The sequence below is a fragment of the Mycobacterium sp. E183 genome (genome assembly GCF_001667735.1).
Taxonomy (GTDB): Bacteria; Actinomycetota; Actinomycetes; order Mycobacteriales; family Mycobacteriaceae; genus Mycobacterium.
In genome coordinates this window covers 26,604-42,046 of the sequence record NZ_LZJN01000138.1, presented here as the reverse complement: position 1 = coordinate 42,046, position 15,443 = coordinate 26,604, and the positions used below count along the sequence as shown (strand labels likewise).

General features: G+C 71.1%; 13 protein-coding genes. 3 read left to right on the top strand and 10 right to left on the bottom strand.

Annotated elements, in window-relative coordinates; genetic code table 11:
• The 9 genes from murD to A5691_RS15345 form a co-directional block, all read right to left on the bottom strand.
• Complete coding sequence (murD, locus tag A5691_RS15385) at positions 1-1,458, bottom strand: UDP-N-acetylmuramoyl-L-alanine--D-glutamate ligase (RefSeq protein ID WP_369827138.1); 1,458 nt, start codon at positions 1,456-1,458, stop codon at positions 1-3.
• Between the two features lies 1 nt (position 1,459).
• Complete coding sequence (gene mraY, locus A5691_RS15380; RefSeq protein ID WP_067758585.1) at positions 1,460-2,539, bottom strand: phospho-N-acetylmuramoyl-pentapeptide-transferase; 1,080 nt, start codon at positions 2,537-2,539, stop codon at positions 1,460-1,462.
• Positions 2,536-4,149, bottom strand: a complete 1,614-nt coding sequence (murF, locus tag A5691_RS15375; protein WP_082950338.1) for a UDP-N-acetylmuramoyl-tripeptide--D-alanyl-D-alanine ligase — start codon at positions 4,147-4,149, stop codon at positions 2,536-2,538. Before murF ends, mraY begins: the two co-directional genes overlap by 4 nt.
• The gene (locus A5691_RS15370) at positions 4,146-5,726 is read right to left on the bottom strand and encodes a UDP-N-acetylmuramoyl-L-alanyl-D-glutamate--2,6-diaminopimelate ligase (protein ID WP_067758677.1); all 1,581 of its coding nucleotides are present in this window, start codon (positions 5,724-5,726) and stop codon (positions 4,146-4,148) included. The genes murF and A5691_RS15370 overlap by 4 nt, the downstream gene beginning before the upstream one ends.
• A gap of 151 nt (positions 5,727-5,877) precedes the next feature.
• On the bottom strand, positions 5,878-7,917 hold the full coding sequence (locus A5691_RS15365; RefSeq protein WP_156670197.1) for a penicillin-binding protein 2: 2,040 nt from the start codon (positions 7,915-7,917) through the stop codon (positions 5,878-5,880).
• A 14-nt stretch (positions 7,918-7,931) separates the two neighbouring features.
• Positions 7,932-9,119, bottom strand: coding sequence for a hypothetical protein (locus A5691_RS15360; protein WP_067758576.1), 1,188 nt, complete (start codon positions 9,117-9,119; stop codon positions 7,932-7,934).
• Entirely contained in the window at positions 9,116-10,273 is a 1,158-nt protein-coding gene (gene rsmH / locus A5691_RS15355) for a 16S rRNA (cytosine(1402)-N(4))-methyltransferase RsmH (protein WP_156675691.1), read from the bottom strand. The genes A5691_RS15360 and rsmH overlap by 4 nt, the downstream gene beginning before the upstream one ends.
• Entirely contained in the window at positions 10,248-10,679 is a 432-nt protein-coding gene (mraZ, locus tag A5691_RS15350) for a division/cell wall cluster transcriptional repressor MraZ (RefSeq protein WP_007170790.1), read from the bottom strand. The genes rsmH and mraZ overlap by 26 nt, the downstream gene beginning before the upstream one ends.
• A gap of 427 nt (positions 10,680-11,106) precedes the next feature.
• On the bottom strand, positions 11,107-11,511 hold the full coding sequence (locus tag A5691_RS15345; RefSeq protein WP_067274495.1) for a DUF3040 domain-containing protein: 405 nt from the start codon (positions 11,509-11,511) through the stop codon (positions 11,107-11,109).
• Positions 11,512-11,837: 326 nt separating this feature from the next.
• Between A5691_RS15345 and A5691_RS15340 the strand changes: the two genes are divergently transcribed.
• Both A5691_RS15340 and A5691_RS15335 read left to right on the top strand, forming a co-directional pair.
• A complete protein-coding gene (locus tag A5691_RS15340; protein ID WP_068018194.1) occupies positions 11,838-12,446 on the top strand; it encodes an N-acetyltransferase in 609 nt (202 codons plus the stop codon).
• Positions 12,447-12,586: 140 nt separating this feature from the next.
• Positions 12,587-13,234 carry a DUF3153 domain-containing protein gene (locus A5691_RS15335; RefSeq protein ID WP_067758674.1) on the top strand — a complete coding sequence of 216 codons (648 nt, stop codon included), beginning with the start codon at positions 12,587-12,589 and terminating at the stop codon, positions 13,232-13,234.
• Here A5691_RS15335 and A5691_RS15330 read toward each other — a convergent pair.
• Positions 13,231-14,127 carry a mycobacterial-type methylenetetrahydrofolate reductase gene (locus A5691_RS15330; RefSeq protein ID WP_067782927.1) on the bottom strand — a complete coding sequence of 299 codons (897 nt, stop codon included), beginning with the start codon at positions 14,125-14,127 and terminating at the stop codon, positions 13,231-13,233. The genes A5691_RS15335 and A5691_RS15330 overlap by 4 nt on opposite strands.
• Positions 14,128-14,391: 264 nt before the next feature.
• Between A5691_RS15330 and idsA2 the strand changes: the two genes are divergently transcribed.
• Complete coding sequence (gene idsA2 / locus A5691_RS15325) at positions 14,392-15,441, top strand: bifunctional (2E,6E)-farnesyl/geranyl diphosphate synthase (protein ID WP_067758557.1); 1,050 nt, start codon at positions 14,392-14,394, stop codon at positions 15,439-15,441.
• The last annotated feature ends 2 nt before the right edge of the window (positions 15,442-15,443 follow it).

The following is a 15,443-nucleotide window of genomic DNA, read 5'->3' as shown; positions in this document are numbered from 1 at the left end:
CTACCGGGTGGCCGCGCGGACGGCGGCGGCGAAGGCGTCGCCACGGTCGGCGTACCCGGTGAACTGGTCAAACGAGGCGCCCGCGGGTGCCAGCAGCACCGTGTCGCCGGGCCGGGCCAGGTCGCGGGCCGCGGCCACCGCCGCGGTCATGACGGAAGTGCCGAGATCGTCGCCGGAATATTTCACTTCTGTCACATTTGCACCAACAACCACAGCCGTCGCATTCATATCAGCATCCTCGCCTGTCACAACCTGGACGACGGGGACATCCGGCGCGTGTCGCGATAACGCCTCTGCAACCTCTTGCCGATCCCGGCCGATCAGCACGGCCCCGACCAGGCGGGAGGCCATCCGGGTGACCTCGGCGTCCACCGACGCGCCCTTGAGCAATCCGCCCGCCACCCACACCACGCGGGGGTAGGCGAGCACGGACGCCTCGGCGGCGTGCGGATTGGTGGCCTTGGAGTCGTCGACGTAGGTGATGCCGTCGGCCACCGCGACCACCTCCGCCCGGTGCCGGCCCACCCGGAAGGACGCGACCGCCTCCGCGATCGCCTCGGCGGGCACGTCGACGCTGCGGGCCAGCGCGGCCGCGGCCAGGGCGTCGAGGACGCCGACGGGCCCGGGCACCGGGATCGAGTCGACCGGCAGGAGCGCGAGGTCGTCGGCGAATGCGCGGTCGACCAGCCGGCCGTCGCGCACGCCGAGTTCGCCCACCGCCGGCTCGCCGAGCCGGAAGCCGACGCGCACCGGCGCCGCGGCGGTGCCCAGCAACGCCGCGGCGCGGGGGTCGTCGAGCCCCACCACCGCCACCCGGCCGCCCAGCACGCGCGCCTTGGCCGCCGTGTAGTCGGCCATGGTCGAATGCCAATCCAGGTGGTCCTCCGCGATGTTGAGCACGACGCCCGCCTCGGGCCGCACCGAGGGCGCCCAGTGCAACTGAAAGCTGGACAGCTCAACGGCCAGCAGGTCGGCCGGCTGCTCGAGCACGTCGAGCACCGGGTCGCCGATATTGCCGCACAGCACGCTGCGCCGGCCCGCGGCGGTCAGCATGGCATGCAGCATCGACGTCGTGGTCGTCTTGCCGTTCGTGCCGGTCACCACCAGCCAGCGGCGCGGTGGCCCGTAGTAACCCGCCGTGTCCAGCCGCCAGGCCAGCTCCACGTCGCCCCAGATCGGCACGCCCTCCGTCGCGGCGGCGGCCAGCAGCGGCGTGTCCGGCGAGAACCCGGGGCTGGTGACCACCAGGGCGTACTGCGCAAGGCGCTCCGCGGACGTCGACGTCGTCATCGTCGCCACGCCGCTCTCGGCGTAGCGCCGCAACGTGGCCGGGTCGTCGTCGCACAGGGTCGGCACCGCGCCGAACCGGATCAGCGCGGACAGCACCGCCTTGCCGGTCACCCCGCCGCCGGCCACCAGCACCGGCGCGCCCGGCACCAGAGGCTCGAGTCCGGGCACGTCAGGCACCGATCGCGCCCAGCCACTCACCGTAGAAGAGGGCCACGCCCAGCCCACACGTGATCGCCGTGAGCAGCCAGAAGCGAATGATCACCGTGGTTTCGGCCCAGCCCGCCAACTCGAAATGGTGGTGGAACGGCGCCATCCGGAACACCCGGCGACCGGTGGTGCGAAACGCCAGGATCTGCAGCACCACCGAGGTGACCTCGGCGACGAACAGCGACCCCAGCACGACGGCGAGGATCTCGGTGCGGCTGGTGACCGACAGGCCCGCGATGATGCCACCCAGCGCCAGCGAGCCGGTGTCCCCCATGAAAATCTTTGCGGGAGCGGCGTTCCACCACAGGAAGCCGATGCAGGCGCCCGCGGTGGCGGCCGCGACGAGCGCCAGGTCCAGCGGGTCGCGCACGTTGTAGCAGCCCAGGCCCGGCGCCGTCACGCACGCGTTGCGGTACTGCCAGAAGGTGATCAACACGTAGGCGGCGGTGACCATGGCCATGCACCCGGCGGCCAGGCCGTCCAGACCGTCGGTGAAATTGACCGCGTTGGACCACGCGCTGACGACGACCACGCAGAACAACACGAACAGCGCCGGAGTCAAAGTGACGGTGGCGATTTCGCGTACATAGGACAGGTCCGAGCTGGCCGGTGTCAATCCGCTGCCGTTGCGGAACTGCAAGACCAGCACGCCGAACAGCACCGCGGCGGCCACCTGCCCAATGGTCTTGGCCGTCTTGTTCAACCCGAGGTTGCGCGACCGGCGGACCTTGATCAGGTCGTCGAGGAAGCCGACGCCGCCGAGCGCGGTCGCCAGGCCCAGCACCAGCAGGCCCGACGCGGAGACGCCCTCGCCGTCGAACGCCAGCCCGGCCAGGTGGGTCCCGAGGTAGCCCGCCCAGATGCCGGCGAGGATCGCCACGCCGCCCATCGACGGCGTGCCGCGCTTCGAATGATGGCTGGGCGGCCCGTCCTCGCGGGTGTGATGGCCGAAACCCTGCCTGGTGAACAGGCGAATCAGCGCCGGCGTCAACAGGATTGACACCGCGAGCGCGATCGCGACGGCGATCAGGATCTGCCTCACGAGCCGGTCCCCCCGTCGCCCGATGGTGACGACCCGCTTCGCCCGGCTTCGCCGCCCTCGCGATCGACGCCCGATGGTGACGACCCGCTTCGCCCGGCTTCGCCGCCCTCGCGATCGTCACCAGCCAGGGCGTCGGCCAGCGCTCCCAGCCCCGCCGCGTTGGAGGCCTTGACCAGGACCACGTCGCCGGGCTGCAGCTCGGCCCGCAACAGCGCCAGCGCCGCGTCGGCATCGGCCACGTTGACCGCCTCAGCTCCCCACGAGCCCTCCATGACCGCTCCGTGGTGCATGGCGCTCATCGACCTCCCACTTCCCACGACGACGAGTCGAGACACATCTAAGCGCACCGCCAGGCGGCCGATGCGATCGTGTTCGGCCACCGCGTCGTCGCCGAGCTCGGCCATTTCGCCCAGCACCGCCCAGCTCCTGCGCTTCTCGCCTGCGCGGTGGGCGATCCAGGCCAGCGCCTGCAGGCCGGCCCGCATCGAGTCGGGGTTGGCGTTGTAGGCGTCGTCGATCACCGTCACCCCGTCCGCCCGGGTGGTCACGTGCATCCGGTGCCGCGACACCGGCCCCGCCTGCGCCAGCGCGGCGGCGACCTGGTCGACGGTCGCGCCGCACTCCAGCGCGACCGCGGCGGCACACAGCGCGTTGGTGACCTGATGGTCGCCGAACACGCCGAGCTCAACCGCGACCGCGCTGTCCATCGCGTGCAGGGTAAAGCGCGGCCTGGCCAGTTCGTCCAGCGACACTCCGTCCGCCCAGACGTCGCTGGGACCCGCGTCGGTGCGGCTGGACCGGCTGACCCACACCACCCTCGCCCCGGTGACGCGGGCCATCGACGCCACCACCGGGTCGTCGGCGTTGAGGATGACCACACCGGACGGCGGAACCGATTGCGGCAGTTCGGATTTGGTCCGCGCGATGGCCTCCCGTGAGCCGAACTCGCCCAGGTGGGCGGTGCCGACGTTGAGCACCACCCCGATCGCGGGCGGGGCGATCTCGGCCAGCGCGGCGATGTTGCCGGGATGGCGGGCCGACATCTCGAGCACCAGGTAGTCGGTGTCCCGCGTCGCGCGCAGCACCGTCCAGGGGTGGCCCAGCTCGTTGTTGAACGACCCGGGCGGGGCGATGACCTCGCCCAGCGGCTCGAGCACGGTCTTGACGAGGTCTTTGGTCGACGTCTTCCCCGACGAACCCGTGATGCCGATGATGGTCAGGCCGCCGGCCACCAGCTCGGCGGCCACCGCCTTGGCCAGCCTGGCCAGCGCGGCGAGCACGGCCGCGCCCGAGCCGTCGGTGTCGTGTTCGAGCACCCCGGCCAGGCCGCCGCCGCGGCTCGCCCGCTGCGGGGGCACCACGATCGCCGGCACCCCCACCGGCCGGGCGGCCAGCACGGCCACCGCGCCGGCCGCCGCCGCCGCCCGCGCGTAGTCATGCCCATCGGCGTGCGCCCCCGGCAGCGCGAGGAACAACCCGCCGGGACCCACTGCGCGCGAATCGAATTCGACGGTTCCGGTGACGCGGAGCTCGGCGGCGGCCCGCGGTGAGATGTCGGCCAGCGTGCCGCCCACCAGCTCGGCGATCTGCGCGACGGTGAGGTCGATCATGACCGAGTCTCACGGGGCCGACGGGCCCGCAACGCCTCGGACAGCTCCACCCGGTCGTCGAACGGACGGGTTTCGCCGGCGGCGCGCTGCCCGGTCTCGTGCCCCTTGCCGGCGACCAGCACCACGTCGCCCGGTTGCGCCCAGGCGACGGCGTGCCGGATGGCCGCGCGCCGGTCCCCGATCTCGACGACCTCGGCCGCACCACCGCTTTCGGTCGCACCGGACAGTATCTCGCGGCGGATGGCGGCGGGGTCCTCGCCGCGGGGGTTGTCATCGGTGACGACGACCAGGTCGGCCAGCTCAGCGGCGGTCGCGCCCATCGGCGCCCGCTTGCCCGGGTCGCGCTCGCCGCCGGCGCCGAACACCACCGCCAGCCGGCGACCCGGCCGCGCCAGGGTGGTCAGCACCGCGCGCAGCGCGCCGGGCTTGTGGGCGTAGTCGACCAGCGCGAGGAAATCCTGGCCACCGTCGATGTCTTCCATGCGCCCGGGCACCCGGGTCTCCAGCAGTCCCGGCGCCGCTTGCTCGGGAGACACCCCCACCGCGTCCAGAAGCGCAAGCGCCACAAGGCAATTGGCGACGTTGTAATGCCCCGGCAACCGGATGCCGACCCGGTGGCGCACGCCGGTGGGGTCGATCGCGGTGAACTGCTGTCCCCCCGCACCCATCGGCATCACGTCCATGGCGCGCCAGTGCGCGGGCTCGCCGGCGGCGCTGACGGTGATGGCATCCCCGGCCCGCGCCGCCATGGCGCGCCCGGCTTCGTCGTCGACGCAGACCACCACCCGCCGGGCCCGCAACGGTGACGCGGGGTCGAACAGCTTCGCCTTGGCCTCGAAGTAGTCGGCCATGGTGGGGTGAAAGTCGAGGTGGTCCCGCGACAGGTTGGTGAAGCCGCCCACCGCGAAGCCGGTGCCGTCCACCCGGCCGAGCGCGAGCGCGTGGCTCGAGACCTCCATGACCACGGTGTCCACCCCGCGCTCGGCCATCGCCGCGAACATGGCCTGCAGCGCGGGCGCCTCCGGCGTGGTCAGCGCGCTCGGGACGTCGGCGCCGTCGATCCGGATGCCGATCGTGCCGATCAGCCCGGCCTTGCGGCCCCCGGCGCGCAGCCCGGATTCGACCAGATACGTCGTGGTGGTCTTGCCCGAGGTTCCGGTGATCCCGATGACCGTCGTACGCTCCGATGGGTTCCCGTACACCGTGGCGGCCAGGGCGCCGAGGACCCCGCGGGGCGCCGGATGCACCAGCGTCGGGACGGTCGAGGCCGACGCACCCATCTCCGCGACGCCGGCGGCGTCGGTGAGGACCGCGACGGCGCCGCGTTCGATCGCCTCGGGGGCGTACCGCGCCCCGTGGGTCGAGGCGCCCGTCAGCGCGGCGAACAGGTCGCCGGGCCGCACGTCCTGGGCGCGCAGCGTGACGCCGGTGACGGGCACGTCGGGCACCGCCGCGCCCCGGTCCGCGGGCACCGCCCCGACCTGGGCCGCCAGCGCGGGCAGGCGCGCGCCCGCCACGGCGCTGGGGCGCAAATCAGTGGGCACGGCACACCTCCCGTCCACGCACGTGGTCCTCATGATCGGCCATGACACCCTACCGAGAGGCGCCTGCCAGCCAGGTGGGCTCATCGATCGAGTGTGCGTTGAGGGCGGGATTTCGGCCCGAATCCCGCCCTGGACGCACACCCGACGTCACTGCACGACAGATCGGCCGGCGGTTTCCGGTTGGCTACGTCGCCTGCAGGGTCAGCGGCGGACCCGGGTCCGGCGACAGCGGCACGTTCTCCCGCTGCATGAGCCAGCCGGCGATGTTGTGGAACAACGGGGCCGCCGAGTGGCCCGGCGTACCGTCGGCGTTGCGATCCGGGTTGTTCATCATGATCCCGATGACATAGCGCGGGTTGTCGACGGTGGCCATGCCGGCGAAGGTTATCCAGTAGACGTTGTCGAAGTAGCAGCCGCAGGCCGGGTTGATCTGCTGAGCGGTGCCCGTCTTGCCGGCCATCTGGTAGCCGGTCACCGCGGCGGAGGGCCCGGTGCCCTGCTGGTAGCCCATCGGGTCGCGCTGCACGACGGCGCGCAGCATGTTGCGCACGGTTTGGGCCGTCTGCGGCGAAACCACCCGCACGCCCTCGGGACGCGCCTCCTCGGTCCGGGTGCCGTCGGGTGCGATGGTGGCCTTGACGATCCGCGGCGGGATGCGCACCCCATCGTTGGCGATCGTCTGATACATGCCGGCCATCTGCAGCAGCGTCATCGAAAGCCCTTGCCCGATGGGCAGGTTGGAGAAGGTGCTGCCCGACCATTGGTCGATCGGCGGCACCAGCCCGGCGCTCTCACCGGGCAGGCCCACGTTGGTGCGCTGCCCGAGCCCGAATTTGCGGACCATGTCGTAGAAGCGTTCCGGCCCGACGCGTTGCGCGAGCATCAAAGTGCCGACGTTGGAGGACTTTCCGAACACGCCGGTCGTGGTGTAGGGCATCACGCCGTGCTCCCACGCGTCGTGCACGTTCACGCCGCCCATGTTGATCGAGCCGGGCACCTGCAGCACCTCGTCGGGGTTGGACAGGCCGTACTCGATGACCGAGGACGCGGTGATGACCTTGTTCACCGAGCCCGGCTCGAACGGCGAGGACACCGCCAGGTTGCCCAGCTGCTTGTCGCCCTGGCGCCCGATGTCCTGGGACGGGTCGAAGGTGTTGTCGTTGGCCATCGCCAGAACCTCGCCGGTCTTCGAATCCAGCACGACCGCCGAAACATCATGTGCGCCGGACAGATTCTTGGCCTGCTGCACCTGCTGCTGCACGTAGAACTGGATGTCGTCGTCGAGCGTCAGCTGGACCATCGAGCCGTTGACCGCCCGGTGCCGGTTGCGGTAACTGCCGGGGATGACGACGCCGTCGGATCCCCGGTCGTAGGTGACCGAGCCATCGGTCCCCGACAGCACCGAGTCCAGCGACTCCTCCAGCCCCAGCAGCCCGTGGCCGTCCCAGTCAATGCCGCCGACGATGTTGGCCGCCAACGACCCGCCGGGGTACTGCCGCAGATCCTGCCGCTCCGAACCGACTTCGGGATACTTGTCGGAGATCGCGCTGGCGACCGCGGGGTCGACGGCGCGCGCCAGATAGACGAAGTTCTCGTCGCTCTGCAGCTTCTTCAACACGGTCGCGGAGTCGGGCTTGTTGCCCAGCCTGGTGGCGACCTCTTTGGCGATGTCCCGCAGCCGCTGCTGCGGGTCGGGGGCCGCCGAGTTCTTGCTCTTGGCCTCGTCGAGTTGTTTGCGAATCCTCTTGGGCTGGAACGTCAACGCGCGCGACTCGGTTGTGAACGCCAGCTGATCCTTGTTGCGGTCGACGATGCTGCCGCGCACGGCCTTCTCGACGTCGGTGACCTTGAGCTGGCTCGCCGCCTGGGCGCGCAGCGTCGGCGCGTTGGTCACCTGCAGGACGAACAGCTGGACCGCCGCCACCACGATCAGAAGCCCGATGGCCGCGTTCCCGGCCCGATGCCGGAACACGAACGACGCGCCGCGGCTGCCCGCCTGAACGAGCTTGCGGGTGCGCCGCTCCCGAGCGGAGTGCTCGGTCGCCGCGGCCTCCGGACGGTCGGCCGCGCGGCCCTGCTTGGCTTCCTTGGCTTTCCGGAATCGCTTCGGCTCCCGGACGTCCTGGGCCTGCTGTTGCTTCCCGCGGCGCTTCGGCTGGCGAACCCCCTTGGCTTCCTGCGCTTTACGGGGACCACGGCTCGGCTGCGACCGGCGGGCGCGCATGGAGTCGCCGCGGCTCACCGGGGCGCACCCGGCGTCACGGCGGGACCGGGAGCCACCGGCTGCGGCGCCAACACGGGGGCGGCGGGCACGACGGGAGCCACCGGCGGGGGAACCGCGGGGGCCCGTTGCACCGGCACCGGAACCTCAGCGGGCAGCGGTGCGGGCACCTGCCCGGGCGGCGGAATCGGCAAGCCGCCCAACGGCACCGGCACCTCGGCGGGCCCGGGAGCGGGCGCGATCACCGCAGGCGCGGGCAGCCCCGGCACCGGCACGCCCGGCACGGGCAGCGCACCCGGCACGGGCAGCGCAGCGGGCGCCTGCCCGGCTGCCGGTGCCCCCGGTATGCCCGGCGGTTGCGGCCCGGTCTGCGCCAGGTGCTGGCCTCCGAGCGTCGACGATCCGTCCGGTGCACGCAGCAGCGCCTCGGGACCGGACCGGGCCGGCGCGGGCGCCGCGGGGTCGGGCTGCAGCCGGACCGGGACCTCGGCGGGCGGCGCCGGCGGTGCGGGGGGCACCGGCGGGCCTTGGTCGGGAAGCTTGCTGTTCAACGGTGGTGGCGGCACCCCGTCAGCCGGCTTGGGCGTGCCGACGACCACCCAGTTCCCGGACGGGTCCTGGACCAGGTGCGCGGTGTCCCGCGTCGGGATCATGCCCTGTTTGCGGGCCGCCTCCGCCAGTGCCGGTGCGGATTCCGCCTCGCGCACATCACGTTCCAGCGCTTCTTTCTGCTGTTGCAGCAGCCGAGTCTTCTCGCGGGCGTGGCTCAATTTGTAGGAGCGCTCCGCGGAGTCCGTGGACAACCACAGGGTGAGACCCAGGCCGAGGCCCAGCGCGCCGATGACCAACACGACGAACGGGACCTTGGCCGCCAGGGTGCGGGGCCGCAGGTCGATCGAGGCCAGCCGGGTCGCCAGGCGCTCGCTCAGGCGTGGGCGAACGACCTTGGGCGCCTTGGCCTTCCGTGCCTTAGCCCGCGCCTTCGCCTGGCTCGTGCTCTTGGGCCGCGCGGGACGCTCGGCGGGCCGGGCGATGGGGCCGGTGAGCGGTCCGGATTTGGGCGCGCGGCTCTCCCGGGTGGGCGCCGCGCTCCGCCCCGGCCGGGTGCGGCGGGCCGAGCCGGGCTCGGCGGCCGAGCGCCTGCTGCGCCGGGCGGAACCGTCGCGCCCGCCGCGGCGATTCGGCGTCTCCCGCTTTGCTTTCATGCGTCGCCCTTTCCGGTTGCCTGCTGGACCCGTTGCACGGCGCGTAGTCGCACCGCGGCGCTGCGCGGATTGCGTTCGACCTCGGCGGCGTCCGCGCGTTCGGCGCCGTGCGTGAGCGACCGGAATCGCGGCTCGTGGCCGGGAAGCTCGACCGGCAGATCCACCGGCGTGCGGGACGCGACCGCTTCGGCGAACAACCGCTTGACGATCCGGTCCTCCAGGGACTGGTAGGCCAGCACCACCATGCGCCCGCCGACGGCGAGCGCGTCCAGCCCGGCCGGGATCGCGCTGCGCAAAGAGTCCAACTCGTCGTTGACCGCGATCCGCAGGGCCTGGAAGGTGCGCTTGGCCGGGTGGCCCCCGGTCCGCCGGGCCGGGGCCGGAATCGCTTGGTAGAGCAGGGCTACCAGCTCCGCGGTCGACGTGAAGGGTGCGCGGGCGCGCTGGCGCACGATCTGCGCGGCGATCCGGCGCGCGAACCGTTCCTCGCCGTAGCGGTGCAGGATGTCCGCCAGCGCGGCTTCGTCGTAGGTGTTGAGGATGTCGGCCGCCGTCAACGGCGACTCGGGATCCATCCGCATGTCCAGCGGCGCGTCCTGCGCGTAGGCGAAGCCCCGCTCGGCGCGGTCGAGCTGCATGGACGACACCCCGAGGTCGAACAGCATCCCGTCGAGCGATCCGACTGTGTCGTAACCGGATTCGGCCAGTGCCGCGGTGAGGCCGTCGTAGCGGCTGTGCACCAGCGTGACGCGGTCGGCGAATCGCGCCAACCGGTCGCCGGCGATTTCCAGCGCGCTGGGGTCGCGGTCGAGTCCGATCAACCGCAGCCCGGGCAGGTCGGTCAGGAACCGCTCGGCATGCCCGCCCGCGCCCAGGGTGGCATCGAGCAGGACGGCCCCCGACCCGTCGGCATGGTGACGGGTCAGCGCGGGGGTCAGCAGTTCGACGCAGCGCTGCAGCAGGACGGGTACGTGTCCGAAGTCGCCCGAATCGTCAGCCACCGCAACGCCTCCCCGGGTCCGGCGAGACGCCCCTGCATCGAGGTCCCTGTCCGAAGGCACGAACCTGGCGTTGGGGAAGTACGCCAGGGTCGGTTCGGGCAGAGGCCACGTTGCACGGGCGTGCGCCTCAGATGATGTCGCCGAGTGCTTCATCGCTGGCCGCGGAGAAGTTCTCTTCGTGGGTCTGCTGGTAGTCCTGCCAGGCTTGCGCATCCCAGATCTCGAGGTAGTCGACCGCTCCGATCACCACGCAATCCTTGGAGAGGTTCGCGTAGCGGCGGTGGTCAGCCGACAGTGTGATGCGGCCCTGCGCGTCGGGATGCTGCTCGTCGGTGCCGGCGGCGAGGTTGCGCAGGAACGCCCTGGCGTCGGGGTTGCTCCTCGACGCCTTGCTCGCCCGGCGCGCGAGCTGCTCGAATTCGCCCCGCGGGTAGACGGCGAGGCTGTGGTCCTGGCTCTTGGTGACCATCAACCCCCCTGCCAGCGCGTCGCGAAATTTGGCGGGCAACGTGAGCCGCCCTTTGTCGTCGAGTTTGGGCGTGTAGGTGCCGAGAAACACCGGCTCACCTCCCACTCGGGGTCACCCAAACACTGTGGCCACCATACCCCACAATCCCCCACTTCGCCCCATTCCGAGAGTGTCGTGGCGGACTTTTCCGGGTTATCCGCCACCCATGGGCGCACATGCCATCGCACCCGGACCCACCGGGCCCCGCCTCGCATTCCAGTAGAAGGTAGGAAACCGCAGCTCAAAGCCGCACAGGCCACGATGTGGGGCGAAGTGGAGGCACTCGGTGGGGCGCGGTGGGGCTCAACTCCTGCGCCAAAGCACGGTTGCGGCTCGATCCGGCCTCAAAACCGCATCACCGGCCCGGCGATACTCAGCCGAGCCGGATCAATCTGTGACGATGACGGCGCGCCCGGCTACGAAACAGACATGAAAAAGGGGGAGCCCGGTGGCTACCCCAGATTCGTTGGCGAGACCGCTAGTCGTCGAAGCGGCGGCGGAACCGGTCTTCCATGCGACTGGTGAACGAACCCCCGCCGCCCTTGTTGCGGCGCTGCCGCAGCGAGCCGGGCGCCGAGCCGGGGTGGTCGGGGCGGCCGGACAACCGTGGACCCGTGATGGCGAACACCACGCCACCGAACATCACGATGAACCCGAAGACGCTGAGAATCGGGAAGTTTCCGATCATGGTGGCCTTGAACGCCACCCCGGAAACCAGCATCGCGAGGCCGATCACGAACAGGGCCGCGCCCTGCAGGCGGCGGCGCGCGGTGGGCGCGCGCAACCCTCCGCCGCGGACGCTCGACGCGAACTTGGGATCTTCGGCGTAGAGAGCGCTCTCGATCTGATCGAGCATCCGCTGCTCATGATCGGAGAGTGGCATTCGTCCCTCCTTGCCGACAGTTGACGCGTATCTATCGATAACACGCGGATGCCCGTTGTAGGGCAACTAACTGAAATGATACGAGGTCAATCTGCGCCATACCACTGGTTCGGTGGCGATTCTATCCTGGCCCCGGCCGTGCCCCCGTCGGAGCCGGAACGGCCGTGCGCTACAACCGGCTTCCCCAGCCGGGATGGGTGGGCGGTTCGTTGCCGCGACCGCCCGCCGGACGGCCTCCCCACGCGTCCGATAATGGCGGTGGCGGCGCGGGCCGCGCGACAACGTGAACGCCGGCATGCGAGCACAGGGTGAGGAGGACACCGCGAGTGGCGATATTCCTCATCGATCTGCCGCCCACCGATATGGAGCGCCGTCTGGGCGAGGCCCTGAAGGTGTATGTCGACGCGATGCGGTACCCACGCGGCACCGAGAACCAGCGCGCCGCGATGTGGCTCGAGCACATCCGCCGGCGGGGCTGGCAAGGGGTGGGCGTCGTGGACGCCGAGCCGGCCGAGGGCGCGGACGGCGCGGTCCCGTCGGCGGCCGAATTGAGCAACGCCCCGCTGCTCGGCATCGCCTACGGGTACCCCGGGGCACCCGGGCAGTGGTGGCAGCAGCAGGTCGTCCTCGGACTGCAACGGGGCGGCCGGCCGGCGCAGGAGATCGCCGGGCTGATGAACAGTTACTTCGAGTTGACCGAGCTGCACATCCACCCGCGCGCGCAGGGTCGCGGCCTCGGCGAGGCGCTGGCCCGGCGGCTGCTCGCCGGTCGAGCCGAAGAGAACGTCCTGCTGTCCACGCCCGAGACCAACGGCGAACCGAACCGGGCCTGGCGGTTGTACCGCCGGCTGGGCTTCACCGACGTGATCCGCGGCTACCATTTCGCCGGTGACCCGCGCGCATTCGCGATCCTGGGCCGCAAGCTCCCGCTGTGATCGCCGGATCGCGGGCGCGCCCGGGCGGACCCGCGCTGGCGGCGCGCCGAATCTGGCACGATGACCTGGTGCGCGCCAGCCTCTCCCCGCCAAGATCCCGCGGATTCACCGCTCGGCGCCGCCGCCTGGTGGCCATCGCGATGCTGCTCATGCTGGTGCCGCTGGCCACCGGCTGCCTGCGGGTCAGGGCGTCGCTCACCGTCTCCCCCGACGACCTGGTGTCCGGGGAGATCGTCGCCGCCGCTAAACCCAAGACGCCCAAGGACACCGGCCCCCAGCTCGACAGCAACAACCTGCCGTTCAGCCAGAAGGTGGCGGTGTCGAACTACGACAGCGACGGCTACGTGGGATCGCAGGCGGTGTTCTCGGACCTGACGTTCGCCGAGTTGCCGCAGCTGGCCAACATGAACTCCGATGCGCAGGGGGTGAACCTGTCCCTGCGGCGCAGCGGCAACCTGGTCATCCTCGAGGGCCGCGCTGACCTGACCTCGCTGACCGATTCCGAAGCCGACGTCGAGCTGACCGTCGCCTTCCCCGGCGTGGTGACGTCCACCAACGGCGACCGGGTCGAGTCCACGGTGGTGTCCTGGAAGCTCAAGCCGGGCGTCGTGAGCACGATGACGGCTCAGGCCCGCTACACCGACCCGAACACGCGGTCATTCACCGGGGCGGGCGTGTGGCTGGGCATCGCGTCGTTCGCCGCGGCCGGCGTCGTCGCGCTGCTGGCCTGGATGAACCGCGATCGTTCCCCGCGGTTCACCGCACCGCGGGACCAGCCGCCGAGCTAGCTGTACTGGGCGGGCGACCAGTACGCCAGCATCTCCGCGAACGTCTGGAAGGCGGGCGCCGACACCCCGTAGGTGGCCTCGAGGTGGATGCTCAGCGGGAACCCCAGCTCGGCCACCCCGTCGATCACGCGCTTGTAGAGGTCGGTCATGAGCTGACGCTTCTGGGGCGGTTCGCTGGCGGCCAACCGCTTGACGAACTCCTGCTCGTCGGCCACCGCCGCGTTACCCGGGTCCTGAATCAGCCAGTTGATCAGGCCGACCCGGCCCTCCATCTTGGGGACGAAGCCGAAGGACAGCAGGATCTCCGGCCGGTGATCGGTGGTTTCGGCGAATTCGCGCAGGAAGCCGACGATCGCGTCGGAGTACAACAGCTGGGTCATGCCGTAGGTGGCGCCCTGATCGCACTTGAAGTTGAACCGGCCGTGCTCCCCCTCGCGGGTGGGTATCAGGATGACGCCGCGGTTGGGCACGAGCTCACGGTAGATCGACAGGGCGTCCGTGGGCGCGACGCCGGAGCCTTCGCCGTCGTTCATCGTGCGCGGGACGCCGACGAAGACCACGCCTTCCATCCCGGCCGCGCGCAGATCGGTCAGCCGCCGCCGCAAGGTCGGCTCGTCGGAGAAGGCGGTGACCTGGGTGCACAGGCCATGGAATCCCGGCAGCTCGGGCTTGACCATGGACCAGAAGTCCAGCACGTCGAGTTTGGGCTTCATCACGATGGGACGGTCGTCGTCCTCAGCGATGATGCCGGGGATCATCACGTGCCGCAGCCGGCCTGCCAGACCGGTTTCCGCCGAGTACTGCACCACCTTTCGCGCGTCCTCGAGCGCCCGCTCGCGGCCTTCGTCGGCGTTCGGCGGCACCAGCTCGAGCGCAATGGTGTTGAGTGTCACGCGGCTTCTCTCCATCCGACGATGCTTGGGGCGTCTCCCGGCCGCACAGCGGGCGGCTCCGACACCCCGCCAGCATAGGCGTGGGGGTGCCGCCCGCTTGCGGGGGAACAGTGCGGCGGTCGAAGCGATCAGCGCCACGCCAGGTTGCAAAGGTCCCCGGTGCCGCGCCGAATACACTGGTCGGGCCTGCCACACCAAGCACGTCGAGCAGAAGGGGGCGCGGCGCTGAGCTCGAAAGCCCCAGCAGCAGCGGCAACCGTCGAGTTGACCGGCGCGATCACCGATCGGCTCCGGCGGTATCTGCACGACCGGCGCGCGGACACCGCCTACATCGGTAGCGACTACGAGGTGCTGGTCGCCGCCCTGGAGAGCTTCGTGCTCAACGGCGGCAAACGGCTGCGACCCGCCTTCGCCTACTGGGGCTGGCGCGCCGTGGCCAGCGGGGAACCCGATTCCGAAGTGCTGCTGCTGTTTTCCGCGCTGGAGCTGCTGCACGCCTGCGCGCTGGTGCACGACGACGTCATCGATGACTCCTCCACCCGCCGCGGCCGCCCGACCGCCCATGTCCAGTTCGCCGACCTGCACCGCGGCAGGCGCTGGCGGGGTTCGCCGGAGCAGTTCGGCATGTCGGCCGCGATCCTGCTCGGCGATCTCGCGCTGTCGTGGGCCGACGACATCGTGTTCCACGCGGAACTGCCGCCCGACGCCGTGCGGCGGGTACAGCGCGTGTGGGCCGAAATCCGCACCGAGGTACTGGGCGGTCAATTCCTGGACATCGTCGCCGAAGCCAGCGCCGCCGAGTCGATCGCCTCGGCGATGAACGTCGACACCTATAAGACCGCCTGTTACACGGTGTCGCGACCGCTGCAGCTCGGGGCCGCCGCCGCCGCCGACCGGCCCGACGTGCAGGACGTCTTCGGCCGGTTCGGGACGGACATCGGCGTGGCCTTCCAGCTCCGTGACGACGTGCTGGGTGTGTTCGGTGACCCGGCGGTGACCGGCAAGCCGTCGGGTGACGACCTGCGCTCGGGCAAGCGCACCGTGCTGCTGGCCGAGGCGCTGGAGCTGGCCGACGGGTCGGATCCGTTGGCGGCCAAGTTGTTACGCGACTCGATCGGGGCGCAGTTGACCGATGCCGAGGTGGACCGGTTGCGCGGGGTAATCGAGTCGGTGGGCGCCCTGGCCGCGGCGGAGCGCCGCATCGCCGAGCTGACCCAGCGGGCCCTGGCGGCGCTGGCGGCCGCGCCGATCAACGCGGCGGCCAAAGCGGGGCTCTCCGAGCTGGCCAGAATGGCCACCGACCGGTCCGCTTGAGC